The organism is Burkholderia sp. Bp8998 (assembly GCF_003854235.1).
Classification (GTDB): domain Bacteria; phylum Pseudomonadota; class Gammaproteobacteria; order Burkholderiales; family Burkholderiaceae; genus Burkholderia.
This window is the reverse complement of the sequence record NZ_QTQF01000001.1, coordinates 475292-501774: the sequence shown is the minus strand read 5'-3', so window position 1 is coordinate 501774 and position 26483 is coordinate 475292. Positions and strand designations below refer to the sequence as shown.

The window sequence follows — 26483 nt, the reverse complement described above, 5'->3', positions numbered from 1 at the left end:
TTACCCCAGCTTGCGAATGTCGACGAAATGGCCTTCGATCGCCGCCGCCGCCGCCATCGCGGGGCTCACCAGGTGCGTGCGGCCGCCCGCGCCCTGCCGGCCTTCGAAGTTGCGGTTCGACGTCGATGCGCAACGCTCGCCCGGATCGAGCCGGTCGGCGTTCATCGCGAGGCACATCGAGCAGCCCGGCTCGCGCCATTCGAAGCCTGCATCCGTGAATACCTTGTCGAGGCCTTCGCGCTCGGCCTGCGCCTTCACGAGGCCCGAGCCCGGCACGACCATCGCGAGCCGCACGTTCGACGCAATGCGGCGGTTCAGCTTCTTCACGACGTACGCGGCCGCGCGGATGTCCTCGATGCGTGCGTTCGTGCACGAACCGATGAAGATCTTGTCGACCTTGATCGACTCGATCGGCGTGTTCGGCTCGAGCGCCATGTAGGCCAGCGCGCGCTCCATCGCGTCGCGCTTGACCGGATCCTTCTCGCGCTCGGGATCGGGCACGCGACCGTCGATCGACGTGACCATTTCCGGCGACGTGCCCCACGTGACCTGCGGGACGATCTCGGCCGCGTTCAGCTCGACGACGCGGTCGAACTGCGCGCCTTCGTCGGACTTGAATTCGCGCCAGTACTCGACGGCCTGGTCCCATTCCGCGCCGGTCGGCACGAACGGACGGCCCTTCAGGTAGTCGATCGTCGTGTCGTCGACGGCGACCATGCCTGCGCGCGCGCCGGCTTCGATCGCCATGTTGCAGACGGTCATCCGGCCTTCCATCGTCAGCGCGCGGATCGTCGAGCCGCCGAATTCGATCGCGTAGCCCGTGCCGCCGGCCGTGCCGATCTTGCCGATGATCGCGAGCACGATGTCCTTCGCGGTACAGCCGCGCGGCAGGGTGCCCTCGACCTTCACGAGCATGTTCTTGCTCTTCTTCTGCAGCAAGGTTTGCGTCGCGAGCACGTGCTCGACTTCCGAAGTGCCGATGCCGTGCGCGAGCGCGCCGAACGCGCCGTGCGTCGACGTGTGCGAATCGCCGCAGACGATCGTCATGCCCGGCAGCGTCGCGCCCTGCTCCGGCCCGATGATGTGCACGATGCCCTGGCGCACGTCGTTCATCTTGAACTGCGTGATGCCGAACGCGTCGCAGTTCGCGTCGAGCGTGTCGACCTGCAGCTTCGAGACCGGATCGGCGATGCCGTGGCTGCGATCGGTGGTCGGGACGTTGTGGTCCGACACGGCCAGGTTCGCGCTGATGCGCCACACCGGGCGGTGCGCGACGTTCAGCCCTTCGAATGCCTGCGGGCTCGTGACTTCATGCAGCAGCTGACGGTCGATATAGAGCAATGCCGTGCCGTCGTCCTCGGTGTGGACGACGTGGGTATTCCACAGTTTGTCGTAGAGAGTCTGTGCCATGGGTATGCGGGGTCGTTGTGACTACAAGCCTTGCGGATGCGAACGATTATGCCACGCAGAATGCGCCACGGCGCAGGCTCGACGCGAAAAAACCCATTAAAAACAGTGGTTTGGCTGGTAGTGCCAATACCTGTATCGGCATTACCCGGCAAACGGGACGCACCGGGCGCCGGCGCGGCCCGCGATCGCGAGGTTCACGCCGCGCCGGATTCCGGCATACGATGGGACGACGCACACCTGAACGTCCCCACGATCCGGACCCGGAGCCCACGACGATGAAGCTCGGCATCAACGAATCGCTCGCCCGCCTCGACGATGAAGGCACGCTGTTCACGACGCTGTTTCGCCACGGCACGCTCGACATCGAGCTGTACCGGCCGCGCGGCGAGGACCTGCAGACGCCGCATACGCGCGACGAGGTCTACGTGATCGCCGCCGGCACGTCGCGGTTCGTCGTCGACGGGCGCGAATGCGGCGTCGCGGCCGGCGACGTGCTGTTCGTCCCCGCGTTCGCGTCGCACCGCTTCGTCGGCTTTTCCGACGACTTCTCGACCTGGGTGTTCTTCTACGGTCCCGAAGGCGGCGAGCGCGACGAGCGCGGCGGATGACGCGCGACGCGCGCGGCACTTCCCGCCCGATCTCCTAGACTGTCTATTCGCAACGGGCGGCGCACGGCCGCCTCCCGCCATCGCGGTGCGGGCAACGCCGACGCATCGCCGGACAGGAGAAATGCATGCGATATGAACTCTATTACTGGCCCGAGATCCAGGGCCGCGGCGAATACGTGCGGCTCGCGCTCGAAGCGGCCGAGGCCGACTATGTCGACGTCGCGCGCGAATCGGGGCGCGGCATGGGCGTGCCGGCGATGATGCGGTTGATGGACAGCACGCAAGCCGAGTGCGTGCCGTTCGCGCCGCCGTTCCTGAAGGCCGGCGACGTGGTCGTCGGGCAGACCGCGAACATCCTGCTGTTTCTCGGCGCGCGGCTCGGGCTCGCGCCCGACCACGAAGCCGGGCGGCTATGGGTGCATCAACTCCAGCTGACCGTCGCCGATTTCGTCACCGAGATCCACGACACGCACCATCCGATCGGCAGCGGGCTGTACTACGAGGACCAGAAGGCCGAGGCGGCCGAGCGCGCGGCCGATTTCCTCGCGCGCCGGCTGCCGAAATTCCTCGGCTATTTCGATCGCGTGCTCGCGCAGAATCCGCACAAGAGCGGCTATATCGCCGGCAGTGCGCTCAGCTGCGCGGACCTGTCGATGTTCCAGTTGATCGAAGGCCTGCGCTACGCATTCCCGAAGGCGATGAAGCGCGCGGAACGCAAGGTCGACGCGCTCGTCGGCCTGCACGACCGCGTCGCGCAGCATCCGCCCGTCGCGCGCTATCTCGAATCGGCGCGCCGCATCCCGTTCAACGACATGGGCATCTTCCGGCACTATCCGGAGCTGGACAAGTAGTGTCGGCTCAGGCGCCGACCGGCGTCTCGTGCAGGTAACGCCATACGATCAGGCCATCCGCCTCGCGACGGAACACGGCCGTCGAGCGCCGCCCTGCGTCGTTGGTCCGGGTCTCGCGACAGGTGACCGCCACGCCGTCGGGCCGCGTGGCCTCGCGCGGCTCGCGCCCGCTTCAGCGCGGCCGCCCGTGCTGCGTGACCGCCGCGTCGACGGCCTCGACCGGGCGCGTCAGCCACGGCCCGATCTCCATCTCCTCGTACCGCACGAGCCGGCTCTTGCGCACGCGGCGATACCCCCACCAGATCGCGACGAACAGCGGGACCCACACATAGATCGACAGCACTTCCATCCAGTCGATGCGGGCCGCGAAGAACGCCTGGTAATCCTGCCCGAGCGAGATCACGATGCAGATCGCGATCGCGAGCAGCGGCCCGAACGGGAACCACCTCGCGCGGTACGGCAGTTGATCGAGCCGGTAGCCCTGCATCAGGAAGCCCTTGCGGAACCGGTAGTGGCAGACCGCGATGCCGAGCCACGCGATGAAGCCCGTGATGCCGACCGTATTGAGCAGCCACAGATAGATGCGCTGGTTGTTGGTCAGCGACGTGAGGAAGCACAGCCCGCCCACCGCCATCGTCGCGTACAGCGCGTTGCGCGGCACGCCTCCCGGCGACAGCGTCGCGAACATCGCGGGCGCACGGCCTTCCGCCGCGAGGTTGTACAGCATCCGGGTGGCCGCATACGTGCCGGAGTTGCCGGCCGACAGCACGGCCGTCAGGATCACGAGGTTCATTGCGCCCGCGGCGAGCGGAAAGCCCGCATGGCTGAACACGAGCGTGAACGGGCTCACGCCGATGTCGGTCACGTCGCTCTTCAGCAGGTTCGGATCGGTGTACGGCACCAGCAGGCCGATCACGAAGATCGCGAGCACGTAGAACAGCATGATCCGCCAGAAGATCTGCTTCACCGCGCGCGGGATCGTCTTGCGCGGGTTTTCCGATTCGCCGGCCGTGATCCCGACCAGCTCGGTGCCGAGAAACGAGAAGCCCGCGATCAATGCGACGCTCATCATCGCGTGCACGCCGCCGACGAACGGTGCGTCGCCGGTCCCGAAGTTGCGCCAGCCGACCGGATGCCCGTTGCCGAGCAGGCCGGCCGCGATCAGCAAGCCCGCCGCGATGAACGCGATCACGGTGACGACCTTGATCAGCGAGAACCAGTATTCGGATTCGCCGAAGCCGCGTACCGACAACGTGTTCAGCAGGAAGATCAGCAGCAGGAACCCGGCGCCCCACCATACGCCCGGCACGGCGGGAAACCAGTAGCGCATCACGATCTGCCCGGCGACCAGCTCGATCGCGATCGTCACGGCCCAGCTGTACCAGTAGGTCCAGCCGAGCGCGACGCCGAAGCCTTCGTCCACGTACTTCTCGCCGTAGATCGCGAACGAGCCCGACACCGGCATCAGCGCGGCCATCTCGCCGAGCCCGGTGACGACGAAGTAGACCATCAGCCCGATCGCGATGTAGGCGGCGATCGCGCCGCCCGGCCCCGCCTGCGCGACCGACGCGCCCGACGCAACGAACAGCCCCGTGCCGATCGAACCGCCGATCGCGATCATCGCGATGTGGCGGCTCTGCAGCCGGCGCTTCAGCGCCGTTCCGGACGGTGCGGCTGTCTCCACTGCCGCTTGCAAAGCATCCATAGTGTTCACCCTGGTTGGATCCGGGCCGCCCGAATTGATTCGGAATACCAATCGATCGGCCCGGTTATTCGCGTCGAAAACCGGTCCTGCCCGCCGGGTCGCACGTCCGGTGCCGGCGGCCCGGACGCACCCTGCCGTGTCAGACGACGCTGCGCTTGATCGCCTGCAGCTCGGCGGTCGTCACGATCTTCTCGATCCGGAACCGCGGGCTTTCCAGCCACACGTTCGCGATCCGCCGGTATTCGTCGAGATCCTCGCACGCGAGCCGCACGAGAAAATCGAACGTGCCGCTGACGAGCCAGCAGTCGAGCACGGCCGGATTGGTCCGCATCTCGTCCTCGAACGGCGCCTGCGAGCGTCCATGGTCGGCCAGCACGATCTGCGCGATCACGACGATCGGCTTGGTCGCGCGCGGCGCCTTGATCACCGCGCGGTAGCCTTCGATCACGCCGAGCGCCTCGAGCCGCTCCACACGCGCCTGGCACGGCCGCGGCGTGAGGTTCACGAGTTCCGACAGCTTCCGGTATGAAATCCGGCCGTCGGTGCGCAGGATGTCGAGGATCCGGAGATCGATCTTGTCGAGTTGCATCTTCTTGTCGGTCATCCTTGTTCGCTCCGGTCGGGTCGTGGCTGGTGCGCGGAGCGTCTTCTCCGGTTCCGCGCGGGGGCCACATTATCCGGTCGAAGCGGCCGCGCGCCAATCGGCTAGAACCGCAGCGACAGGCACGTCAGGCCGCCGTCCATCTTGCGGAACTCGCTGGTGTCGATCACGTGCAGCGGCAGCCCGAGCGAGCCGATCGCGTCGTGCACGCGCGGATAGCCGGCCGGCGTGATCAGCGTGCCGTTCACGCGCAGCGTGTTGCCCGCGTATTCGTCCGCGGCGGAAATCGCGATCCGGCGATAGTCGGCGAACGCCGGATGCCCGGCCAGCGCCTCGGTCACGAGCAGCGTGTCGTCGCCGAGCGCGTTGACCACCGATTTCAAATGCAGGCCCGCGCTGACCGGCACCGCGACGACCGAATAGCCATGGCGCGACACCAGCGACTCGAATGCGGCGATGCCTTCGGCGTCGGTGCGGCCCGTCAGGCCGATGGTGAAGCGCCTGCCGACCAGCATCACGTCGCCGCCGTCGAGACGGCCCGCCTGCATCGGCAGCAGGTCGCGATGCGCGCCGAGCGCCGCTTCGATATGCACCGTCTCGCCGCGCCGCGCGGGCGCGCCAGGGCGCGTGATCACCGCGAATTCGGGCGTGACGACGGCGACGTCCTCGACGAAATGCGAGTCGGGGAACGCGTCCAGCGGCGGCAGCTCGATCAGCGCAACGCCGAGCCCGCGCAGCGCGTCGCAGTAGGCGTGGAACTGCGTGAGCGTCTTGTCGTAGTCGGGCGCGCCGAGCGCGGCGGTGGTGAGACCCGCGCCACAGGACGGCGCGGGACGGCGAACGATCGCTTGCGTGAATTGCATCGACTCCTCCATGGTCACGCTGCCCCCGTGCGGCGCACGGGGCAGCTGCGTTGTGTCCGGACCATTATCGGAAGCCAAATTGCGCAATTCGCGTCGATTTCGGGCATGCCCGCAGCCGATCGCGTCGAATTGCAGGCGGGGCGCAGCGGATTCGGCGGACGGTCGGCCGGCGCGGCGCAAACGGCCGTTCCCGGCCGCCGGCGCGGCCGCTGCGTCCGCCGCATGCGTCACGCAGTGCCCAGCTCGAACCCCATTTGCACACGGCCCAGCGCCGTGAGATCGCCCTCGCCTCCCCGTCCGTCGAAGTCGACCTCGAAATGATCGCCCGGAAAGTCCGGCGGGCTATCCCCGCGCAGGAACGCGAGCCGCTGGCGCTGCAGGTAGGCGTCGTTCTTCGCGCACCCCGGCGCTGCCGCGATATACATCACGTTGCTGTCGCCGCTGCCGCGATGCGCATCCTCGACCGCATGCACGACGTCGCCGTGCCAGAACACCGCATCGCCCGGCTCCATGTGCGGGATCGGCACCAGCGCGTCGAGCAGCAGCGCATGCCAATCGGGCAGGATCGACAGTGCACGGCCCGGGCGCGCGCCGCACAGGTCGTCGTCGGCGACGTCGTCCTGCAGCGCGCGCAGCACGACGTACGCCATCGCGTTCGCGACCGGAATCAGCTGCAGCGTGCCGTCGCCGGGCCCTTGCGGCGTCAGCGCGGTCCAGCCCTGGAACGTGCGGAACATCGAGCACACGGCCGGCGACGGAATCTCCTCGACGTCGGGGCGGAATGCCGCGTCGAACGGGTCGTAATCGCGCCACCGACCGGCCAGCACGTGACGATAGACCTGGCGGAAATTCGCGCCGAGCCAGCGTTCGACCGAGCCGCCGTCGACATGCGGCGACAGCCCGAGCGACGTCGAGCCAGGCGGCCGGCGGCGGATCCGGTCCGCATAGGCCGGCACCTGGCCAGGATCGAAATGCCTGCGCGCACCCTCCGCATGGCGCCACAGGCGGTTCAGGAACACACGGGCCTGCGTGAGGGCCGGCGACTGGCGCGCGGCCACCTGCGGCTTCGACCAGTAGACGCCGTAGATCCGCGGCTTGCCCGACGCGAGGTTGCCGAAGTAGCGGTCCTCGGCGCGCGCATGCAGCCGCTCGGCGAAACGGTTCGCATCCAGATAGGCGCCGATCTCGTCGTTCCAGTCGCGCGCCTGCTGCACATCGAACACACCGCGGATCACCGCCGCGCCGTGCGTGCGGATGCCGGCGAGCGCCCGCGGATCGACGGAGCCGTTCGCGATATCCGCGCAGCGCAGAACCGGAATCACGTCGTGGCCGTGCGCGTGTGCGCGGCGGATCGCGTCGACCTGCCGCGCGATATCGCCCTCCAGCTCGCGGAACGTGGCCGCGTAACCGGGCAGGTCGGCGCGCAGCGCCCTTTTCGCCGTGCGGATCGCGGCCGGCAGATCGTCAATCGTCAGATGCATCGTCGTCTCCTCGCTGAATCGTGTCGTGATGGGCATTCAGCGTACGGCCGACGCGTCGCCGCTATCGACACTATCCGGCCAACAATCGATACAATCCTGACAATCGCTCGCTACTCTGGACGATGGCAGACCACGCACAGCTTGTTGCCGTCCGGGTCGCGGAAATACGCGCCGTAGTAGTCGGGGTGATAGTGCGGCCGCAGGCCCGGCGGCCCGTCGCAGGTGCCGCCGTGCTGCAGCGCGAGCGCATGGCAGCGGTCGACCTGCGCGCGCGTCGGCGCAATGAATGCGATCGTGTGGCCGTTGCCCGGTTCGGGCGCACGACCGTCGAGCGGCCGGCCGAAGAAGAACAGCGGCCGGTCGGTGTCGGCCGGCATCCAGCCCGACCAGCCATCCGGCCCACTGAATTTGAGACGCAGCCCGAGTTCAGCGAACAGTGGCGCGTAGAAGTCGTACGCGCGCGCCGTATCGCTGACGCCCACGCAAACATGTGAAAACATGGCATCGCTCCGTCGTGACGATCGATCACGATCATGCCACGGCGCGGTGCCGCGCTCGACCGGAGGCCGCGATGAAACCGCAGTACGAGCACGTGACGTTCGCCCCCGGCTGTTCGATCCGCGTGTACCACCGCCAGCTCGCGCGCATTCCGTTCGAATGGCATCGCCATCCCGAGTACGAACTGACGCTGACGCTGAACAGCCGCGGCCGGCGCTTCATCGGCGATCATGTCGCCCGCTACGCGGACGACGACCTGGTGCTCGTGCCGCCCAACCTGCCGCACACATGGTCGTCGAATGCGCGCATCGATCGCGAGGCGCCGGAAGTCGCGCTCGTCGTCTGGTTCGACGGCGACTGGGCACGGCGCGTGGCCGACTGCTGCCCCGAGTACGCGCCGCTGCGCTCGCTGCTGAGGCGCGCGGCACCGGGCCTGCACTTCGATGCGGATACGGCCCGCACGATGCGTGCGCGGTTGCCGCCGTTGCTCGACTCATCGCCACGCGTACGCCTCGCGGCCGCACTCGACACGCTCGCCGATCTCGCGGAAGCCGGCGGCGAACCGCTCGCCACCGCGCAGGCCTATGGCCGGCCCGACGCAGCCACGCCATCGGCCGACTCGGCCGCGCCCGAAGCCGAACGCCTCGACCGTGTGCTCGACGCGATCGACCGGCACTTCCACGAGCCGATGCGCATCGATGCGCTCGCAGCCGTCGCGCACATGTCCGAACGCACGCTGCAGCGGCTGTTCGTGCGGCACCTCGGCGAAAGCGTCGGCCGCTACGTGCAGCGGCTGCGGCTCGCGCATGCGTGCCGTCACCTGGTCGGCACCGACTGGCCGATCGCGACGGTTGCCGCGCGCTGCGGCATTCCGAACGCCGCAAACTTCAACCGCCAGTTCCTCGCCGCACGCGGGATGACGCCCGGCGCGTACCGGCAGTTCTTCGCGCAGCACGGCCACGCGCCCGATGCCGACGCGCCGCCGCTCGATACGCGACCGCCGTCGCTGGAACGCGGGACCGGATCGGGCCGTGGCCAACGCCGGCCGCACAAATGAAAACACCCCGGCGGGATGACCCACCGGGGTGTCGGGGCGTTGCGATTGCCGGACGCGAGCGGCCTGACGGCCGTTCGCGCCGCGCACGACTTAACGTGCGTTGAGCGGCTTCGCTTCGCGCGGCGTGTCGCCGATGAACAGCTGACGCGGACGGCCGATCTTCTGTTCCGGATCCGCGATCATTTCGTTCCACTGTGCGATCCAGCCGACCGTACGTGCCATCGCGAAGATACACGTGAACATCGACGTCGGGATGCCCAGCGCGCGCTGGACGATACCCGAGTAGAAGTCGACGTTCGGGTACAGCTTGCGCGACACGAAGTATTCGTCTTCCAGCGCGATTTTCTCGAGCTGCATCGCGAGCTTGAACAGCGGGTCGTCGTGCAGGCCGAGTTCGTTCAGCACTTCGTAGCACGTTTCGCGCATCAGCTTCGCACGCGGGTCGTAGTTCTTGTACACGCGGTGACCGAAGCCCATCAGCTTCACGCCCGAATTCTTGTCCTTCACCTGCTTGATGAATTCGGGGATGTTGTCCGGCGAACCGATCTGCTCGAGCATGTTCAGCGCGGCTTCGTTCGCACCGCCGTGCGCCGGGCCCCACAGACATGCGATACCGGCCGCGATACACGCGAACGGGTTCGCGCCCGACGAACCGGCCAGGCGGACCGTCGACGTCGATGCGTTCTGCTCGTGATCGGCGTGCAGGATCAGGATACGGTCGAGTGCGCGGACGAGCACGTCGTTGACCTTGTACTCTTCGCACGGGTTCGAGAACATCATGTGCATGAAGTTCGCGCTGTACGACAGCGAGTTCTTCGGATACACGAACGGCTGGCCGATGCTGTACTTGTACGCCATCGCGACGAGCGTCGGCAGCTTCGCGATCATGCGGATCGCCGACACTTCGCGGTGACGCGGGTCGTTGATGTCGAGCGAGTCGTGGTAGAACGCGGACAGCGCGCCGACTGCGGCGACCAGGATCGCCATCGGGTGCGCGTCGCGGCGGAAGCCACGGAAGAAGAAGTGCATCTGCTCGTGCACCATCGTGTGCTTCGTGACGGTGTCGACGAATTCCTTCTTTTGCGCCGCGTTCGGCAGCTCGCCCTTCAGCAGCAGGTAGCAGGACTCGAGGAAGTCGGCGTTCTGCGCGAGGTTGTCGATCGGGTAGCCGCGGTACAGCAGTTCGCCCTTGTCGCCGTCGATGTACGTGATCGCCGAATTACAAGCTGCCGTCGACATGAAGCCCGGGTCGTAAGTGAACTTGCCGGTCTGGCCGTACAGCTTGCGGATGTCGATCACGTCCGGGCCCATCGTGCCCTTGTAGATCGGCATTTCGACGCTCGGCGAATTGTCGCTGAACGATAGCGTGGCTTTAACATCAGACGGAGTCATGGCACATCCTCAATCGAAATAAAGAAACGGGATTCGATAACGGGCACAACGCGTTACACCTTGGCGTTACACGTTGCGCAGCATCTCCAACAGCCGGTGAATATCCGGGCCGTCTAGGTCGCCCTCTGGTTCCTTGCGCGCGAGGAGCAAGTCCATCAGGTCGTTGTCGCTCAGATCGAGCAGGCGCGACAACGCGCCTACGTCTGCATCGGTGAGGTCATGCTCGTATCTGCTGAAGAAACGCTCGAAGATGATGTCGTTCTCCAGCAGACCCCGCCGCGCGCGCCAGCGGAGGCGCGCGCGACGGTGCGGGTCGGATTGATGCGAATCGTCGCTCATCACAACTCGGACTCCCGCAGGGCCGCCCCAAGGGAGTCGACGCCCCCTCGGGGGGCAGCGAACGCAGTGAGCTTGGGGGTCATCATATTAAACCGCGCGGCGAACCATCAGTTCCTTGATCTTGCCGATCGCCTTCGTCGGGTTCAGGCCCTTCGGGCAAACGTCGACGCAGTTCATGATCGTGTGGCAACGGAACAGACGGTACGGGTCTTCCAGGTTGTCGAGGCGCTCGCCGGTGGCCGTGTCACGGCTATCCGCGATGAAGCGGTAAGCCTGCAGCAGGCCGGCCGGGCCGACGAACTTGTCCGGGTTCCACCAGAAGCTCGGGCACGACGTCGAGCAGCTCGCGCACAGAATGCACTCGTACACGCCGTCGAGCTCGTCGCGTTCTTCCGGCGACTGGAGACGTTCCTTCTCCGGCGGCGGCGCGTCGTTGATCAGGTACGGCTTGATCGAGTGATACTGGTTGAAGAAGTGCGTCATGTCGACGATCAGGTCGCGCACGACGGGCAGGCCCGGCAGCGGACGCAGCACGATCTTCTGCGGCAGGTCGTTCAGGTTCGTCAGGCACGCGAGACCGTTCTTGCCGTTGATGTTCATCGCGTCGGAACCGCACACGCCTTCGCGGCACGAACGACGGAACGACAGCGTCTCGTCCACGGCCTTCAGCTTGACCAGTGCGTCGAGCAGCATGCGCTCATGCTGGATCTCGAGCTCGTACGTCTGCATGCGCGGCGCCGCGTCCTTGTCCGGATCGTAGCGGTAGACTTCAAAAATGCGTTTTGCCATTTCGGATTCCTTTGACTCGGCTTAGAACGTGCGCGGCTTCGGCGGCACGGAGTCGACCGTCAGCGGCTTCATTTGAACCGGCTTGTAGTCGAGGCGATCGCCTTCGCTGTACCACAGCGTGTGGCGCAGCCAGTTGTCGTCGTCGCGGTGTTCGTAGTCGCTGTGGGCGTGCGCGCCACGGCTTTCCTTGCGCGCTTCCGCCGACACCATCGTCGCGCGGGCGACTTCGATCAGGTTCTCCAGCTCGAGCGCTTCGACGCGCGCGGTGTTGAACACCTTCGACTTGTCCTTCAGGTGGATGCTTTCCACGCGGGCCTTCAGGCCGGCCATCTGGTCGACGCCTTCCTTCAGCAGTGCCGACGTGCGGAACACGCCTGCGTGCTTCTGCATCGTCGCGCGGATGTCGTTCGCGACGTCCTGCGTGTACTCGCCCGAGGTCGACTTGTCGAGCTTCGCCAGGCGCGCCAGCGAGAATTCGCCTGCGTCGGCCGGCAGCGGCTTGTGTTCCTTCTGGTTCTTCACGTGCTCGACGATGTGGTTGCCGGCCGCACGGCCGAACACCACGAGGTCCAGCAGCGAGTTCGTGCCGAGGCGGTTCGCGCCATGCACGGACACGCACGAGCACTCGCCCACTGCGTAGAAGCCGTTGACCGGATCCTTGTGGCCGCGCGACGTGCCGACGACCTGACCGTGGATGTTGGTCGGGATGCCGCCCATCTGGTAGTGGATCGTCGGGACGACCGGGATCGGTTCCTTGATCGCATCGACGTTCGCGAACTTCAGCGCGATTTCGCGGATCGACGGCAGACGCTTCATGATCGTCTCGGCGCCGATGTGCGACAGGTCGAGCAGCACGTGGTCCTTGTTCGGACCCACGCCACGGCCTTCCTTGATTTCCTGGTCCATCGAACGCGACACGAAGTCACGCGGCGCCAGATCCTTCAGCGTCGGTGCGTAGCGTTCCATGAAGCGCTCGCCGTTCGCGTTGCGCAGGATACCGCCTTCGCCGCGCACGCCTTCGGTGATCAGCACGCCCGCGCCGGCCACGCCGGTCGGGTGGAACTGCCAGAACTCCATGTCCTGCAGCGCGATGCCCGAACGCGCGGCCATGCCGAGGCCGTCGCCGGTGTTGATGAACGCGTTGGTCGATGCCGCGAAGATCCGGCCGGCGCCGCCCGTCGCGAACAGCGTGGTCTTGCCTTCCATGATGTAGACGTCGCCCGTCTCCATCTCGAGGGCCGTCACGCCGAGCACGTCGCCTTCCGCGTCGCGGATCAGGTCGAGCGCCATCCATTCGACGAAGAACTGCGTCTTCGCTTCGACGTTCTGCTGGTACAGCGTGTGCAGCAGCGCGTGACCGGTACGGTCGGCGGCCGCGCAAGCGCGCTGGACCGGCTTCTCGCCGTAGTTCGCGGTGTGGCCGCCGAACGGACGCTGGTAGATCGTGCCGTCCGCGTTACGGTCGAACGGCATGCCGAAGTGTTCCAGTTCGTACACGACGTTCGGTGCTTCGCGGCACATGAACTCGATCGCGTCCTGGTCGCCGAGCCAGTCGGAACCCTTGATCGTGTCGTAGAAGTGGAAGTGCCAGTTGTCTTCGCTCATGTTGCCGAGCGACGCGCCGATGCCGCCCTGTGCGGCCACCGTGTGCGAACGGGTCGGGAACACCTTCGACAGCACGCCGACCGACAGGCCCGCGCGCGACAGTTGCAGCGCTGCGCGCAAGCCCGAGCCGCCCGCGCCGACGATCACCACGTCGAACTTGCGGCGCGGCAGGGAAGTTTTGATTGCAGCCATTCTTTACACTCTCCAGAGAATCTGCGCGGCGTAGCCCGCACATGCGAGCAGCCAGACGATGGTCAGCGATTGCAGCAGCAGGCGCACACCGACGGGCTTCACGTAGTCCATCCAGATGTCGCGCACGCCGACCCATGCGTGGTAGAAGAGGGAAAGCAGCGTCACGAAGGTCGCGAGCTTCATCCATTGCGCGGAGAAGATCGATGCCCAGCCTTCGTACGAGAAATCATGCGCGCCGAAGAACAGGACGAGCAGAATGACCGTGTAGACCGCCATGATCGTGGCGGTGACGCGCTGCGCGAGCCAGTCGCGCAGGCCGTAGTGAGCGCCGACGACGAGGCGCTTCGAGCCGATTCGGTTATTGGCTGCCATTTTCTTAGAATGCTCCGAACAGTTTGAGTGCCATGGCGATCGTCAGGGCGATCGAGACGACAAAGACGACGACGGCCGTCCGCTTGCCGCCTTCCTTCGAGACGGCGTCGTGGTTGACGTCCATCAGCAGGTGGCGAATGCCGGCGCAGAAATGGTGAAGGAACGCCCAGGACAGCGCGAGGACGATCAGCTTGACGACGATGTTGGAGAGGAATTGCTTGAAGACTTCGAAGCTGAGTTCGGACGTCAGGCTCTGGTCCAGGAGGAACAGCAGGAACGGCAGGAACAGGAACAGCAGCGCGCCGCTGACTCGGTGGAGAATCGACAATATCGCCGCCAGCGGCATGCGATATTTCAACGTGATGTCGCCGATTCCGATGTTCCGGTATTCCGGCCTCGGCTTTCTTACTGCGTCAGTCATGCTAGACCCCTACTATGTTGTCACACTAATCCGCGATTTTAGCGCCTTTTTATATCGCGCTGCAGCGAAAGTCTGCTCTGGATCGTTACGCGAACGGGAATAAAGGCGGCCCGAAACGTGCTACGCGAACACGGGAAGTGCGCGTGCACGCTGCCTGTGCCGATACGTCGTCAGCTCAAGTCATTCTGATAGTAGTACCCGGTTGTGACATACCAGCCGCGCCGCACTTCCACCGGCCGGTCTCCGTATGTATAGGACACGCGCTCGACCGACAGCAACGGGAAACCCACCGGCACGTGCAGCAGGTCGGCCACCGCCGGCTCTGCCGCCACCGCGCGGATCTTCTCGGTCGCGCGGATCATCCGCGTGCCGAACTCCGTCTCGAACATCGCGTAGAGCGGGCCCTTGTACTCGCTCAGCCGCTCGAACGTGAGCCCGCGGAACATCGCGCCCGGTAGCCAGATCTCGTCGAGCACCGTCGCTTCGTTCTCGAACTCCAGCAGGCGGCGCACCTGCACGACCGGATCGGCCGGCTTCAGGTCGAGCTGCCGCGCGATCTCGGCCGGCGCGCGCAGGCGCCGGCATTCGAGCAGGCGGCTCACGTGCGGATGCTCGGCACCGTCGTCGGCCAGCAGACGCAGGAAGCGGAACTGCGCGCGATCCTCGTTGTGCGTCGCAACAAACGTACCCTTGCCCTGCCGCCGGACCACGAGATTTTCCGCGGCCAGTTCGTCGATCGCCTTGCGAACGGTGCCCTGGCTGACCTTGTAACGGGCCGCGAGCTCCACTTCGCTGGGGATGATCTCGCCCGGCTTCCATTCACCGGATTCGAGACTTTGCGTGATCAATGACTTGATCTGCTGGTATAACGGACTGAAGGTCGGCGACGGCGAAGCGACAGGCGCCGGCACGGAATCGCCCGCGCCCGGCTGCCCTGGGCCGCCTGCGCCGGTCGGATTCGCGTTGTTCGCCTGGTTCGATGTCATGGCGCGCATTTCATCACAAACCGCGCTTTTCCGTCCACTCAAATTCCGCAAAACATCTGTCTTATATAAGACATATGATACCGTTTGACTTTGGACCCGCCGGCTCCTACACTCCGGGGCGAGCAAGGGTTCGCGGGTGCAAAACGCGTCCCGGGCTACGTGCCACGGCCGTCTCCAGGTTCACCGCGTCTGCCTTTCGCGAGTCCTCCGCCCTGCTTCAATGCAACGCTACGCATAACGCGCATAGAATGGCGTTTTGCCTAGCGTCCACCGCTTCACACGTCCTGGAGATTTTCAATGGCTAAGCCCGCAAAGCGCGTTGCCGTCACCGGCGCCGCAGGTCAAATCGCTTACTCCCTGCTGTTCCGCATCGCGAACGGCGACCTGCTCGGCAAGGACCAGCCGGTCATCCTGCAACTGCTCGACCTCCCGCAAGCCCAAGCCGCCGTCAAAGGCGTCGTGATGGAACTCGACGATTGCGCGTTCCCGCTGCTCGCGGGCGTCGTGATCACCGACGATCCGAAGGTTGCATTCAAGGATGCAGACGTCGCGCTGCTGGTCGGTGCGCGTCCGCGCTCGAAGGGCATGGAGCGCAAGGACCTGCTGTCGGCGAACGCCGAGATCTTCACGGTCCAGGGCGCCGCGCTGAACGAAGTCGCGAGCCGCGACGTGAAGGTGCTGGTCGTCGGCAACCCGGCGAACACCAACGCGTACATCGCGATGAAGTCGGCACCGGATCTGCCGAAGAAGAACTTCACGGCGATGCTGCGCCTCGACCACAACCGCGCGCTGTCGCAACTCGCCGCCAAGTCGGGCAAGCCGGTCGCATCGATCGAGAAGCTCGCCGTGTGGGGCAACCACTCGCCGACGATGTACCCCGACTTCCGCTTCGCGACCGTCGAAGGCGAGTCGCTGCTGAAGCTGATCAACGACGACGTGTGGAACCGCGACACGTTCATCCCGACCGTCGGCAAGCGCGGCGCGGCGATCATCGAAGCGCGCGGCCTGTCGTCGGCGGCGTCGGCAGCCAACGCGGCGATCGACCACGTGCGTGACTGGGTCCTGGGCACGAACGGCAAGTGGGTCACGATGGGCATCCCGTCGGACGGCTCGTACGGCATCCCCGAAGACATCATCTACGGCGTGCCGGTCGTCTGCGAAAACGGCGAGTACAAGCGTGTCGAAGGCCTCGAAATCGACGCGTTCTCGCGCGAGAAGATGGACGGCACGCTGGCCGAGCTGCTCGAAGAGCGCGACGGCGTCGCCCACCTGCTGAAGAACTAAGCAGGCTGCATCGCCGGGCCGCCTCCGGGCGGTCCGGTCACGGCACGGGCGGCGGGGCTGCAGCCGGCCCCGCCGCCCGATCCGATCCGCGCACGTTTTGCCGCGCCAGGCGCCCCACGCGCCGGCTCAGAACGCGCCCGAATCCGATTTTCTCCACGTTGCCCGCTTCCTTGACGTAGAAGAGATGTCCGCGCTCACTCCTGCACAAGTGCTGTACGACGGGGCGTCCCCGCCCGCGATCCTGCCCTGCTGCGATCACTACGCGGGCAGCGAGAAGCTGATGCGCAAGTCGCTCGCGCTCCAGGCCGAACTCGGTCCCGTGTTCGACATCACGCTCGACTGCGAGGACGGCGCGGCCGTCGGCCAGGAAGCCGCGCACGCACAGTGCGTCGCCGAATTCCTCGGCAGCGCCGAGAACCGCTTCGGGCGGGTCGGCGTCCGCATCCACGACTTTTCCCATCCCCACTGGCGCGACGACGTGCGCATCGTGCTGCGCGCCGCGCGCGCACCGGCCTACGTCACGCTGCCGAAGATCGCGAGCGCCGCCGACGCGGCCGAGATGGTCGCGTTCATCGAAGGCACGCGGCGCGAGCTCGGCCTCGCGCAGCCGATCCCGGTCGACGTGCTGGTCGAGACGCACGGCGCGCTCGCGCAGGCGGCCGCCCTCGCCGCGCTGCCGCTGGTCGGCACGCTGAGCTTCGGGCTGATGGACTTCGTGTCCGCGCATCACGGCGCGATCCCCGATGCGGCGATGCGCTCGCCCGGCCAGTTCGACCACCCGCTCGTGCGGCGCGCGAAGCTGGAAATCGCCGCAGCCTGCCACGCGCACGGCAAGACACCGTCGCACAACGTGACGACGGAAGTGCGCGACATGGCCGTCGTCGCCGGCGACGCGCGCCGCGCGCGCGACGAGTTCGCGTTCACGCGGATGTGGAGCATCCATCCCGCGCAGATCCGCCCGATCGTCGACGCATTCGCGCCGCGCACCGATGAAGTCGCACTGGCCGCCGAAATCCTGCTGGCCGCGCAGGCCGCCGACTGGGGCCCGACGCGCCACGGCGATACGCTGCACGACCGCGCGAGCTACCGCTATTACTGGTCGGTGCTGCGCCGCGCGCGGGCGACCGGCCAGCCGGTGCCGGCCGAGACCGCGCCGCTGTTCGGCCCGGACGCCACCGGAGATGCGCGGTGAGCGCGCGCCGACACACGAATTTCATCGAATCACCGGTGCGTGAACCTGCGACAGGTTTGCAAAACGACAAAAAACGTAACGGAGCCCGAAAACCTGAAATATGCGCGGCCAAATAGGTGAAAATAGCGGCCGCTGCGCGCTTCCGGGGCGCGTGCAGTTTCAAACCGGCCGGCAGTGTCAGCTGCCGGCCCTTGTCAACTGATTATCGAAAGGTTCTGACTCCATGAAGAAACTCCTGATCGCTACCGCCATCGGCGCGTTGTCCGCCACGATGCTGGTGTCGGCTCCGAGCGCGTTCGCCCAGGATACGGCGACGGCGAAGAAGACGGCCAAGCGCCCGGCGCCGGCCAAGCGCATCGTTCCGCGCAGCAAGAAGGCGCAGGCGCGTGCCGCGGCCAAGGTCGATCCGGTGCCGGAAGGCGCAACCAAGTGGTCGTGCAAGGAAGGCCTGTCGTTCGACCTCGCCGGCGACATGAAGCGTGACCAGGTCGTCACGGTTCACTGGGCGAAGAAGAACTACAAGCTGCCGCGTCAGGCCACGACGACGGGTGCCGACACGTTCTACGATCCGGCCGCGGGCTTCAAGCTGGTCGTGATCCCGAGCAAGGCGATGCTGTTCAGCGATGCGAACGGCGGCGAGCGTCTCGCCGACGAATGCGTGACGCCGGAAATGGCGCAAGGCGGCGCAGCGCCGACGCAATCGAACGAACTGAAGCCGGCAACGAACTAAGCGCGTTCTCCCAGGCCCCTCGATGTCCGCCTCGGTCTCCAACGTCCGCCCCGCTCCGGATTCCGTACTCGTCGATATCGTCGACTACGTGCTGAACCCCGGCATCGACAGCGCGCTCGCGCTGGAGACGGCGCGTCATTGCCTGATCGACACGCTAGGATGCGGACTCGAGGCGCTGTCCTACCCTGCCTGCACCAAGCTGCTCGGCCCCGTCGTGCCCGGCACGATCGTGCCGGACGGCGCGAAGGTGCCCGGCACGTCCTTCCAGCTCGATCCCGTCCAGGCCGCTTTCGACATCGGCGCGATGATCCGCTGGCTGGACTTCAACGACACCTGGCTCGCCGCCGAATGGGGTCATCCGTCCGACAACCTCGGCGGGATCCTGGCGACGGCCGACTGGCTGTCCCGCACGGCCGTCGCGGCCGGCAGGAAGCCGCTTGCCATGCGCGACGTGCTCATCGCGATGATCCAGGCCCACGAGATCCAGGGCTGCCTCGCACTCGAGAATTCGTTCAATGCGGTCGGGCTCGACCACGTGCTGCTCGTGAAGGTCGCGTCGACGGCCGTCGTCGGCCGCCTGCTCGGGCTCACGCGCGACGAGCTGATCAACGCGGTATCCAACGCATTCGTCGACGGCCACCCGCTGCGCACCTACCGCCATGCGCCGAACACCGGTTCGCGCAAGTCCTGGGCGGCCGGCGACGCGACGTCCCGCGCGGTGCGCCTCGCGCTGATCGCGAAAACGGGTGAAATGGGCTACCCGTCGGCGCTCACCGCGAAAACCTGGGGCTTCTACGACGTGCTGTTCGACGGACAGCCGTTCCGCTTCCAGCGCCCGTACGGCACGTACGTGATGGAGAACGTGCTGTTCAAGATCGCGTTCCCCGCCGAATTCCATGCGCAGACGGCCGCCGAGGCCGCGCTGCAGCTGCACGCGCAGCTCGCCGCGGCGGGCCGTACGACCGACGAGATCAGCCGGATCACGATCCGCACGCATGCGGCCGCGATCCGCATCATCGACAAGCAGGGGCCGCTCGCCAATCCGGCCGACCGCGACCACTGCATCCAGTACATGGTCGCCGTGCCGCTGCTGTTCGGCCGGCTGACCGCGGCCGACTACGAAGACGCGGTCGCCGCCGATCCGCGCATCGACGCGCTGCGCGCGAAAACCGTGTGCGTCGAGGATCCGCAGTTCACGAAGGATTACCATGACCCGGCCAAGCGATCGATCGCGAATGCGCTGACGATCGAATTCGCGGACGGATCGACGCTTGCCGAAGTGGCGGTCGAATACCCGATCGGCCATCAGCGACGCCGTGCTGATGGCATCCCGCTCCTGGTCGACAAGTTCCGGACCAACCTTGCCCGCCGTTTCCCGGCAAAGCAGCAACAAGCGATTCTCGACGTGTCGCTGGACCAGGCAAAGCTCGAAGCGATGCCGGTCGATGAGTACGTCGACTTGTATGTGATATAGCCGTCAGATACAGGACTCTTTGTTTCCTAGCCTTAAACCCAGGAAAATCACCATGGCCCACAATCTCCACAAGACCCTCAAGGAATTCGACAGCGGTTCCGGCAAAGGCAAGTTCTACTCGCTGCCGCAGCTCGGCAAGGAACTGAAGACGAAGATCGAGCGCCTCCCGGTGTCGATCCGTATCGTGCTCGAGTCCGTGCTGCGCAACTACGACGGCAAGAAGATCACCGAAGAACACATCGAGCAGCTCGCGAACTGGAAGCCGACCGCGAAACGCGTCGACGAGATTCCGTTCGTGGTGTCGCGCGTCGTGCTGCAGGACTTCACGGGCGTGCCGCTGCTCGCCGACATCGCGGCCATGCGCGGCGTCGCGGAGCGTTCGGGCAAGAATCCGAAGAAGATCGAGCCGCTGGTCCCGGTCGATCTCGTCGTCGACCACTCGGTCCAGATCGACTACTTCCGCCAGAAAGATGCACTCGACCTGAACATGAAGCTGGAATTCCAGCGCAACAACGAGCGCTACCAGTTCATGAAGTGGGGCATGCAGGCGTTCGACACGTTCAAGGTCGTGCCGCCGGGCGTCGGCATCGTCCACCAGGTGAACCTCGAGTATCTCGCGCGCGGCGTCCACAAGAAGGCGGACGGCGGCGACACCGTGTACTACCCGGATACCCTCGTCGGCACGGACAGCCACACGACGATGATCAACGGCATCGGCGTGGTCGGCTGGGGCGTGGGCGGCATCGAGGCTGAAGCCGGCATGCTCGGCCAGCCGGTGTACTTCCTGACGCCGGACGTCGTCGGCGTCGAGCTGAAGGGCAAGCTGCGCGAAGGCGTGACCGCCACCGACCTGGTGCTGACGATCACCGAAATGCTGCGCAAGGAAAAGGTCGTCGGCAAGTTCGTCGAGTTCTTCGGCGAAGGCACGAAGTCGCTGTCGCTGCCGGACCGCGCGACGATCGGCAACATGGCACCGGAATACGGCGCGACGATGGGCTTCTTCCCGGTCGACGAAAAGACGATCGACTACTTCGAGGGCACGGGCCGCACGAAGGCGGAGATCGCCGCGTTCGAGAACTACTTCAAGGCCCAGAAGCTGTTCGGCATTCCGAAGGCCGGCGACATCGACTACACGAAGACGGTGACGCTCGACCTGGCCACGGTCGCTCCGTCGCTGGCCGGCCCGAAGCGCCCGCAGGACCGCATCGAGATCGGCAACGTCAAGTCGACGTTCACCGACCTGTTCTCGAAGCCGGTCGCGGAAAACGGCTTCGCGAAGAAAGCGGACGACCTGAACGCGCAGTACACGACGACCAACGGCGTCGACGTGAAGAACGGCGACGTGCTGATCGCCGCGATCACGTCGTGCACGAACACGTCGAACCCGAGCGTGCTGCTGGCCGCCGGCCTGCTCGCGAAGAAGGCCGTCGAAGCCGGCCTGACCGTCGCGCCGCACATCAAGACGTCGCTCGCGCCGGGATCGCGCATCGTCACCGAATACCTGACGAAGACGGGCCTCTTGCCCTACCTCGCGAAGCTCGGCTTCGAAGTCGCCGCCTACGGCTGCACGACCTGTATCGGCAACGCGGGCGACCTGACGCCGGAACTGAACGAAGCGATCACGAAGAACGACATCGTCGCGGCAGCCGTGCTGTCGGGCAACCGTAACTTCGAAGCGCGTATCCACCCGAACATCCGCGCGAACTTCCTCGCGTCGCCGCCGCTGGTCGTCGCCTACGCGATCGCCGGCAACATCACGCGCGACCTGATGACCGAGCCGGTCGGCAAGGGCAAGGATGGTTACGACATCTACCTCGGCGACATCTGGCCGACGAGCGAGGAAATCCACGCGCTGCTCAAGTTCGCGCTCGACCCGAAGAAGTTCGAGGACAACTACGCGAAGCTGACCAAGAAGGGCGACCTCTGGAGCAAGATCGAGGGCGAGACGGGCCAAGTCTACGACTGGCCGAAGTCGACCTACATCGCGGAGCCGCCGTTCTTCGGCAACGACTTCTCGATGGAGCCGGCCGCCTCGATCCCGACCGTCAAGGGCGCGCGCGCACTGGGCATCTTCGGTGACTCGGTCACGACCGACCACATCAGCCCGGCAGGCTCGATCAAGGAAGACTCGCCGGCAGGCAAGTGGCTGAAGGAGAACGGCGTGCAGAAGGCCGACTTCAACAGCTACGGCTCGCGCCGCGGCAACCACGACGTGATGATGCGCGGCACGTTCGCGAACGTGCGGATCAAGAACCTGATGATCCCGGCGAAGGCAGACGGCACGCGCGTCGAAGGCGGCCTGACGATTCACCAGCCGAGCGGCGAACAGCAGTCGATCTACGATGCCGCCATGCAGTACATCTCGGCCGACACGCCGACCGTCGTGTTCGCGGGTGAAGAGTACGGCACGGGCTCGTCGCGCGACTGGGCCGCGAAGGGCACGCAACTGCTCGGCGTGAAGGCCGTGATCGCACGCAGCTTCGAGCGGATCCACCGCTCGAACCTGGTCGGCATGGGCGTGCTGCCGCTGCAGTTCAAGGGCGCGGACAGCATCCAGTCGCTCGGCATCACCGGCGAAGAGACCTACGACATCGAAGGCCTCGGCGACGACTTCAAGCCGCAGCAGGACGTCACGCTCGTGATCCACCGCAAGAACGGCGAAACGCAGCGCGTGCCGGTGCTGCTGCGCATCGATACGCCGATCGAAGTCGACTACTACAAGCACGGCGGTATCCTGCCGTTCGTGCTGCGCTCGCTGCTGGCAGCGTAAGCGTCCTGCTTTTGCAGGTGTCGCAGCCGCCTCGCGGCGGTTGCGGCCGATTTGAATGCCCGACCTCGTGTCGGGCTTTTTTTCGCGTGCGGGCCTCGCGGGCGCAATAACGCCGAGCGTACGGTGGCGCCCCGCTTTCGCGGGACGTCACCCGCCGGTTTCGCGCGTCACGCCGCCTTGCTGCTGCGCGCCTTCGCGCCGGCACCGGAACCCGATCGCGCGTTCTTCTTCAGATGCGTGCGGTTGTATTCGATCGCCGCACGCACGAGCGTCTTCAACGCGCGCTTGTCGATCCGGTCGCCTTCGAAAAAATCGATCGCACGCCGCGCGTTGCCGTCGAGACCGTCGTTGAACAGCTGGTCGGGATCGGGCAGCTTCGCGCCGTGCATGAAGGTCAGCTTCACCTTGCCCTTGTGCGCGTTCGCGACCGCGATCATCCCGTCGCACTCCCACACCGGGCTGCCCATCCATTTCCATTCCTCGACGATGCCGTCGTCGGCGGCGAGGATCGTCTCGCGCAGCTCGGCGAACGTCTTGCCGCGCCAGTCGGCGATTCCCGCGATCAGTGCGTCGATGCGAGCCGACGGTTCGAGGTCCGATGTGCTCATGCCCGGGCCTCCTGGTCTTCATCGGGGCGCGTCAGCACCTGTTCGAGCGACTCGAAGAACCGCGCCCACCCATGCTGCGCACCGCGGTACGCCTGTTCCTGATCCGTGCGGAAACCGGCCTGCTCCATCCGCAGCAGCGTGCCGCGCGGCGTCGGCGTGAGCGTCCACGTGACGACGCTTTCCAGGCCATAAGCGGCCCACGTATAGGACAACGCACGCTGCGGCTCGATCGTCAGCACCGTGCAGTCGACCGAACCCCAGTCCGCCCGGAAGCTGAACGCGCGGCCCGCGACGGGCTCGAAGTCGCTCTTCATCAGCCACGCCTCGATCAAGTGCGGTTGCGTGAGCGCGCGCCAGATCTTCTCCGGCGGATGCGACAGTTCCCGTTCGACGACGACGGTGCGCGTTTCGGTAGTGGCCTGGTTCATTGATCCATCCTCTTGAGCAGATCTTCGAGCGCGTCGAACCGGTTCTGCCAGAAGCCGGCCATCTGGCTGGTCCAGTCGATCAGCGGAGTCAGCGCCTGCGGCTGCGCGCTGTAGTGCGTCTGCCGGCCTTCGTGACGGTCGCTCACGAGCCCGGCCTGCTTCAGTACGCCCAGATGCTTCGATACCGCCGGCTGCGACACGCCCGCATGGGCCGTCAGCGCGGCCACCGTCAGCTCGCCCTCCTCGCACAGCCGCTCGAAGAGCGCGCGGCGTGTCGGATCGGCAAGCGTCCTGAACAGCATGTCGTGAGCGTTTTGCATGTTTTAATTCATAACCCGATGGTTATGAATTAAAGAATATCGCCGGATCCACGCGCGTCAAGGAGGAATTTCGCGGGCGACGTCGTTCGAACCTTCAGCATGGCCCGTTCGCCGGAACGGGCTGAACGGCGGCGACCCGGCTTGCGACGGACATCGAGCGCGCGTCGGGTCGGCGCCCCCGCCCGAATTCGAGCATTTCCTCTAATTCGCTCGCCCGACCCTCGAACCGAAAGCACGCTGCAAGACTCGGCAACGCGCTGTTCCACAGTTCGGGAAACGCCCGCGATCGACTGGCCCCGTTTTTGTGCAGCCGCGCATCCGGACGTCGTCGCGCCGGCGCCGCGGCGGCGCCTGACCACATAGTGCAACGCGCGAAGCGTCCACGCCCGATCGCGGGCGATGCGCCCGCACGACAATTCACTCCGCCATCGCGCGCATTCCGATACCGCAACGAACGCGTCGTGCGTGCAAACGTCGTCGACCATCGCGCAGTCGCGCGGCGAACCGGTTCCCTTCGCCGGGGCACGCGGTTGCATGCACGAACGACGTGGCCCATGCGCGCGAGCACGCCGATGTCAAAACTGACAGCTATGGAAACTGGCAGCTACCTGAACGGCACCGACGCCCTACGCTCGTCACCGCTCGCGGCCCCACAAGGGCCGGGGGTTCCAGCAACGTCGTCTCTCCTAAAAAGGACTCCCGATGAAAAGGAACGCCTGGTTTTCACTTTCCCTTCCGTCGCCCCGCCGCCTCGCGTGTGCGTGGCCGCTCGTGCTCGCCGCCGGCGCGGCGCATGCGACGACGGACTGGGTCGATACCCACACGAAGGCCTTTCTGACCAGCCCGCAATTGATGGCGCGCAGCGCGGCGCCGTCGCTCGAACTCGCGGCCGGCGAGACGACCGACGTCGTCGTCAGCCTGAAGCTGCGCAACGCCGCGCAGCTCAAGCAGCTCGCGCACGACGTGAACCGGCCCGGCAACGCGCATTACCGCCAGTACCTGACGCACGAGCAGTTCCTCGCCAGCTACGCGCCCACCGAAGCCCAAGTGAAGTCGGTCGTCGACTATCTGCGCAAGAGCGGCTTCGTGAACATCGAGGTCGCGCCGAACCGGCTGCTGGTGTCCGCGCGCGGCACGGCCGGCACGGTGAAGACCGCGTTCAACACGTCGCTCGTGCACTTCCAGTACGCCGGCCGCTCGGGCTTCGCGAACGCGTCGACCGCGCAGGTGCCGCATGCGCTCGGCGACGTCGTCGGCTCGGTGCTCGGGTTGCAGAGCGTCGCGCGCGCACGGCCGATGCTGCGCATCGGCAACGTCGCGAAGCCGCAGGCGCTCGCGGCCGGCACGGCCACCGGCCACTATCCGAAGGAATTCCCGGGCCTCTACAACGCGACCGGCGTGCCGACCGCGGCCGGCGTGACCGTCGGCATCATCACGATCGGCGGCGTGTCGCAGACGCTGCAGGACCTGAAGCAGTTCACGTCGAGCAACGGTTACGGCACGGTCACGACCCAGACCGTCAAGACCAACGGCACCGGCACGACCGGCAGCTACAGCGACGACCAGGACGGCCAGGGCGAATGGGATCTCGACAGCCAGTCGATCGTCGGCTCGGCCGGCGGCCAGGTCGGCAAGCTCACGTTCTACATGGCGGACCTGAACGCCGCCGGCAACACGGGGCTCACGCAGGCGTTCAACCGCGCGGTGTCGGACAACACCGCGAAGGTGATCAACGTGTCGCTCGGCTGGTGCGAGACCGACGCGAACGCGGACGGCACGATCGACGCCGAGGAGCAGATCTTCACGACGGCCGCCGCGCAGGGCCAGACGTTCTCGGTATCGTCGGGAGACGAAGGCATATACGAGTGCAACAACCGCGGCTATCCGGACGGCGCGAACTACACGGTGTCGTGGCCGGCCGCGTCGCCGCACGTGCTCGCGATCGGCGGCACGACGCTGTACACCACGTCGGCGGGCGCCTTCTCGAACGAGACGGTGTGGAACGAAGGCCTCGACGCGAACGGCAAGCTGTGGGCGACGGGCGGCGGCGTCAGCACGGTCCTGCCGGCACCGGCGTGGCAGTCGGGCAGCAATCGCCAGCTACCCGACGTGTCGTTCGATGCCGCGCAAAGCACGGGCGCGTACATCTACAACTACGGCCAGCTGCAGCAGATCGGCGGCACGAGCCTCGCCGCGCCGATCTTCACCGGCTTCTGGGCGCGCCTGCTCGCGGCGAACGGCACCGGCCTCGGTTTCCCGGCCGGCAAGTTCTATGCGGACGTTCCGTCGAACCCGTCGCTCGTGCGCTATGACGTCGTGTCGGGGAACAACGGCTATCAGGGGTATGGCTACAACGCGGGCACCGGCTGGGATCTGACGACCGGCTTCGGCAGCCTGAACATCGCGAACCTCAACAAGCTGATCCAGACGGGCGGCTTCTGAGCACCCTCAAACCCGTCGCTTCGCGCCGGGCACCCGAGGGGGTCGACCCTCCAAGGGGACTTCGT

The 26483-nt window shown here is 66.2% G+C and carries 25 protein-coding genes; 9 read left to right on the top strand and 16 right to left on the bottom strand.

The features are described from left to right. Complete coding sequence (gene leuC / locus DIE06_RS02315) at window positions 1–1410, bottom strand: 3-isopropylmalate dehydratase large subunit (RefSeq protein ID WP_124659968.1); 1410 nt, start codon at window positions 1408–1410, stop codon at window positions 1–3. Between the two features lie 275 nt (window positions 1411–1685). Between leuC and DIE06_RS02310 the strand changes: the two genes are divergently transcribed. Continuing rightward, the gene (locus tag DIE06_RS02310; protein WP_124659967.1) at window positions 1686–2018 is read left to right on the top strand and encodes a cupin domain-containing protein; all 333 of its coding nucleotides are present in this window, start codon (window positions 1686–1688) and stop codon (window positions 2016–2018) included. A gap of 125 nt (window positions 2019–2143) precedes the next feature. Beyond that, on the top strand, window positions 2144–2869 hold the full coding sequence (locus DIE06_RS02305) for a glutathione S-transferase (protein WP_124659966.1): 726 nt from the start codon (window positions 2144–2146) through the stop codon (window positions 2867–2869). A gap of 172 nt (window positions 2870–3041) precedes the next feature. Here the strand turns inward: DIE06_RS02305 and DIE06_RS02295 are convergent, their stop codons facing one another. From DIE06_RS02295 to DIE06_RS02270, 5 genes are all read right to left on the bottom strand, one after another. Further along, a complete protein-coding gene (locus tag DIE06_RS02295; protein WP_124659965.1) occupies window positions 3042–4574 on the bottom strand; it encodes an amino acid permease in 1533 nt (510 codons plus the stop codon). Window positions 4575–4713: 139 nt separating this feature from the next. Continuing rightward, on the bottom strand, window positions 4714–5178 hold the full coding sequence (locus DIE06_RS02290; RefSeq protein ID WP_124659964.1) for an Lrp/AsnC family transcriptional regulator: 465 nt from the start codon (window positions 5176–5178) through the stop codon (window positions 4714–4716). A 101-nt stretch (window positions 5179–5279) separates the two neighbouring features. Next, the gene (locus tag DIE06_RS02285; protein ID WP_124659963.1) at window positions 5280–6038 is read right to left on the bottom strand and encodes a dimethylarginine dimethylaminohydrolase family protein; all 759 of its coding nucleotides are present in this window, start codon (window positions 6036–6038) and stop codon (window positions 5280–5282) included. A gap of 227 nt (window positions 6039–6265) precedes the next feature. Next, on the bottom strand, window positions 6266–7519 hold the full coding sequence (locus DIE06_RS02275) for a DUF1479 domain-containing protein (protein WP_124659961.1): 1254 nt from the start codon (window positions 7517–7519) through the stop codon (window positions 6266–6268). A gap of 110 nt (window positions 7520–7629) precedes the next feature. Then, entirely contained in the window at window positions 7630–8019 is a 390-nt protein-coding gene (locus DIE06_RS02270) for a VOC family protein (RefSeq protein WP_124659960.1), read from the bottom strand. A gap of 71 nt (window positions 8020–8090) precedes the next feature. Between DIE06_RS02270 and DIE06_RS02265 the strand changes: the two genes are divergently transcribed. Next, window positions 8091–9074, top strand: a complete 984-nt coding sequence (locus DIE06_RS02265) for an AraC family transcriptional regulator (RefSeq protein WP_124659959.1) — start codon at window positions 8091–8093, stop codon at window positions 9072–9074. Window positions 9075–9164: 90 nt separating this feature from the next. On the opposite strand, the gene gltA is transcribed toward DIE06_RS02265, so the two are convergent. The 7 genes from gltA to DIE06_RS02230 all read right to left on the bottom strand — a co-directional run bounded on the left by gltA (window position 9165) and on the right by DIE06_RS02230 (window position 15179). Next, window positions 9165–10466, bottom strand: a complete 1302-nt coding sequence (gene gltA / locus DIE06_RS02260; RefSeq protein WP_124659958.1) for a citrate synthase — start codon at window positions 10464–10466, stop codon at window positions 9165–9167. Between the two features lie 66 nt (window positions 10467–10532). Continuing rightward, complete coding sequence (locus DIE06_RS02255) at window positions 10533–10805, bottom strand: succinate dehydrogenase assembly factor 2 (RefSeq protein WP_124659957.1); 273 nt, start codon at window positions 10803–10805, stop codon at window positions 10533–10535. Between the two features lie 87 nt (window positions 10806–10892). Continuing rightward, a complete protein-coding gene (locus DIE06_RS02250) occupies window positions 10893–11594 on the bottom strand; it encodes a succinate dehydrogenase iron-sulfur subunit (RefSeq protein ID WP_011658352.1) in 702 nt (233 codons plus the stop codon). A 21-nt stretch (window positions 11595–11615) separates the two neighbouring features. Next, window positions 11616–13391 (bottom strand): succinate dehydrogenase flavoprotein subunit, encoded by a 1776-nt coding sequence (gene sdhA, locus DIE06_RS02245; protein WP_124659956.1) that lies wholly within the window; start codon window positions 13389–13391, stop codon window positions 11616–11618. Window positions 13392–13394: 3 nt separating this feature from the next. Next, on the bottom strand, window positions 13395–13763 hold the full coding sequence (gene sdhD / locus DIE06_RS02240) for a succinate dehydrogenase, hydrophobic membrane anchor protein (protein WP_006399546.1): 369 nt from the start codon (window positions 13761–13763) through the stop codon (window positions 13395–13397). 4 nt (window positions 13764–13767) lie between these two features. Beyond that, window positions 13768–14184: a succinate dehydrogenase, cytochrome b556 subunit gene (gene sdhC, locus DIE06_RS02235; protein WP_124611779.1), complete on the bottom strand. Its 417-nt coding sequence runs from the start codon at window positions 14182–14184 to the stop codon at window positions 13768–13770. A gap of 170 nt (window positions 14185–14354) precedes the next feature. Continuing rightward, a complete protein-coding gene (locus tag DIE06_RS02230; RefSeq protein WP_124659955.1) occupies window positions 14355–15179 on the bottom strand; it encodes a GntR family transcriptional regulator in 825 nt (274 codons plus the stop codon). A 288-nt stretch (window positions 15180–15467) separates the two neighbouring features. On the opposite strand from DIE06_RS02230, the gene DIE06_RS02225 reads away from it, so the two are divergent. From DIE06_RS02225 to acnA, 5 genes are all read left to right on the top strand, one after another. After that, complete coding sequence (locus DIE06_RS02225) at window positions 15468–16454, top strand: malate dehydrogenase (protein ID WP_124659954.1); 987 nt, start codon at window positions 15468–15470, stop codon at window positions 16452–16454. 184 nt (window positions 16455–16638) lie between these two features. After that, on the top strand, window positions 16639–17646 hold the full coding sequence (locus tag DIE06_RS02220) for a CoA ester lyase (RefSeq protein ID WP_124659953.1): 1008 nt from the start codon (window positions 16639–16641) through the stop codon (window positions 17644–17646). A gap of 223 nt (window positions 17647–17869) precedes the next feature. After that, a complete protein-coding gene (locus DIE06_RS02215) occupies window positions 17870–18376 on the top strand; it encodes a hypothetical protein (protein WP_124659952.1) in 507 nt (168 codons plus the stop codon). Window positions 18377–18398: 22 nt separating this feature from the next. Beyond that, window positions 18399–19850 carry a bifunctional 2-methylcitrate dehydratase/aconitate hydratase gene (locus DIE06_RS02210; RefSeq protein WP_124659951.1) on the top strand — a complete coding sequence of 484 codons (1452 nt, stop codon included), beginning with the start codon at window positions 18399–18401 and terminating at the stop codon, window positions 19848–19850. A 52-nt stretch (window positions 19851–19902) separates the two neighbouring features. Further along, a complete protein-coding gene (gene acnA, locus DIE06_RS02205) occupies window positions 19903–22620 on the top strand; it encodes an aconitate hydratase AcnA (protein WP_124659950.1) in 2718 nt (905 codons plus the stop codon). 167 nt (window positions 22621–22787) lie between these two features. Here the strand turns inward: acnA and DIE06_RS02200 are convergent, their stop codons facing one another. Genes DIE06_RS02200 through DIE06_RS02190 form a run of 3 tightly spaced genes read right to left on the bottom strand, consistent with a single transcriptional unit; the run spans window position 22788 to window position 23976 of the window. Next, the gene (locus DIE06_RS02200; RefSeq protein ID WP_124659949.1) at window positions 22788–23228 is read right to left on the bottom strand and encodes a DUF1801 domain-containing protein; all 441 of its coding nucleotides are present in this window, start codon (window positions 23226–23228) and stop codon (window positions 22788–22790) included. After that, complete coding sequence (locus tag DIE06_RS02195; RefSeq protein ID WP_124659948.1) at window positions 23225–23656, bottom strand: SRPBCC domain-containing protein; 432 nt, start codon at window positions 23654–23656, stop codon at window positions 23225–23227. The genes DIE06_RS02200 and DIE06_RS02195 overlap by 4 nt, the downstream gene beginning before the upstream one ends. Then, the gene (locus DIE06_RS02190) at window positions 23653–23976 is read right to left on the bottom strand and encodes a helix-turn-helix transcriptional regulator (RefSeq protein WP_039319058.1); all 324 of its coding nucleotides are present in this window, start codon (window positions 23974–23976) and stop codon (window positions 23653–23655) included. Before DIE06_RS02190 ends, DIE06_RS02195 begins: the two co-directional genes overlap by 4 nt. 702 nt (window positions 23977–24678) lie before the next feature. On the opposite strand from DIE06_RS02190, the gene DIE06_RS02185 reads away from it, so the two are divergent. Beyond that, window positions 24679–26418, top strand: a complete 1740-nt coding sequence (locus DIE06_RS02185; RefSeq protein WP_124659947.1) for a protease pro-enzyme activation domain-containing protein — start codon at window positions 24679–24681, stop codon at window positions 26416–26418. Window positions 26419–26483 lie beyond the last annotated feature (65 nt).

Excerpts from the sequence above, each read along its gene's own strand:
- DIE06_RS02210 (WP_124659951.1), top strand. The coding sequence starts at position 18,399 with ATGTCCGCCTCGGTCTCCAACGTCCGCCCCGCTCCGGATTCCGTACTC.
- DIE06_RS02305 (WP_124659966.1), top strand. The coding sequence starts at position 2,144 with ATGCGATATGAACTCTATTACTGGCCCGAGATCCAGGGCCGCGGCGAA.
- DIE06_RS02255 (WP_124659957.1), bottom strand. The coding sequence starts at position 10,805 with ATGAGCGACGATTCGCATCAATCCGACCCGCACCGTCGCGCGCGCCTC.
- DIE06_RS02225 (WP_124659954.1), top strand. The coding sequence starts at position 15,468 with ATGGCTAAGCCCGCAAAGCGCGTTGCCGTCACCGGCGCCGCAGGTCAA.
- sdhD (WP_006399546.1), bottom strand. The coding sequence starts at position 13,763 with ATGGCAGCCAATAACCGAATCGGCTCGAAGCGCCTCGTCGTCGGCGCT.
- acnA (WP_124659950.1), top strand. The coding sequence starts at position 19,903 with ATGGCCCACAATCTCCACAAGACCCTCAAGGAATTCGACAGCGGTTCC.
- DIE06_RS02310 (WP_124659967.1), top strand. The coding sequence starts at position 1,686 with ATGAAGCTCGGCATCAACGAATCGCTCGCCCGCCTCGACGATGAAGGC.
- sdhC (WP_124611779.1), bottom strand. The coding sequence starts at position 14,184 with ATGACTGACGCAGTAAGAAAGCCGAGGCCGGAATACCGGAACATCGGA.
- DIE06_RS02230 (WP_124659955.1), bottom strand. The coding sequence starts at position 15,179 with ATGCGCGCCATGACATCGAACCAGGCGAACAACGCGAATCCGACCGGC.
- sdhA (WP_124659956.1), bottom strand. The coding sequence starts at position 13,391 with ATGGCTGCAATCAAAACTTCCCTGCCGCGCCGCAAGTTCGACGTGGTG.
- DIE06_RS02185 (WP_124659947.1), top strand. The coding sequence starts at position 24,679 with ATGAAAAGGAACGCCTGGTTTTCACTTTCCCTTCCGTCGCCCCGCCGC.
- DIE06_RS02295 (WP_124659965.1), bottom strand. The coding sequence starts at position 4,574 with ATGGATGCTTTGCAAGCGGCAGTGGAGACAGCCGCACCGTCCGGAACG.
- DIE06_RS02200 (WP_124659949.1), bottom strand. The coding sequence starts at position 23,228 with ATGAGCACATCGGACCTCGAACCGTCGGCTCGCATCGACGCACTGATC.
- DIE06_RS02220 (WP_124659953.1), top strand. The coding sequence starts at position 16,639 with ATGTCCGCGCTCACTCCTGCACAAGTGCTGTACGACGGGGCGTCCCCG.
- DIE06_RS02195 (WP_124659948.1), bottom strand. The coding sequence starts at position 23,656 with ATGAACCAGGCCACTACCGAAACGCGCACCGTCGTCGTCGAACGGGAA.
- DIE06_RS02285 (WP_124659963.1), bottom strand. The coding sequence starts at position 6,038 with ATGCAATTCACGCAAGCGATCGTTCGCCGTCCCGCGCCGTCCTGTGGC.
- DIE06_RS02215 (WP_124659952.1), top strand. The coding sequence starts at position 17,870 with ATGAAGAAACTCCTGATCGCTACCGCCATCGGCGCGTTGTCCGCCACG.
- leuC (WP_124659968.1), bottom strand. The coding sequence starts at position 1,410 with ATGGCACAGACTCTCTACGACAAACTGTGGAATACCCACGTCGTCCAC.
- DIE06_RS02275 (WP_124659961.1), bottom strand. The coding sequence starts at position 7,519 with ATGCATCTGACGATTGACGATCTGCCGGCCGCGATCCGCACGGCGAAA.
- DIE06_RS02265 (WP_124659959.1), top strand. The coding sequence starts at position 8,091 with ATGAAACCGCAGTACGAGCACGTGACGTTCGCCCCCGGCTGTTCGATC.
- gltA (WP_124659958.1), bottom strand. The coding sequence starts at position 10,466 with ATGACTCCGTCTGATGTTAAAGCCACGCTATCGTTCAGCGACAATTCG.
- DIE06_RS02290 (WP_124659964.1), bottom strand. The coding sequence starts at position 5,178 with ATGACCGACAAGAAGATGCAACTCGACAAGATCGATCTCCGGATCCTC.
- DIE06_RS02270 (WP_124659960.1), bottom strand. The coding sequence starts at position 8,019 with ATGTTTTCACATGTTTGCGTGGGCGTCAGCGATACGGCGCGCGCGTAC.
- DIE06_RS02250 (WP_011658352.1), bottom strand. The coding sequence starts at position 11,594 with ATGGCAAAACGCATTTTTGAAGTCTACCGCTACGATCCGGACAAGGAC.
- DIE06_RS02190 (WP_039319058.1), bottom strand. The coding sequence starts at position 23,976 with ATGCAAAACGCTCACGACATGCTGTTCAGGACGCTTGCCGATCCGACA.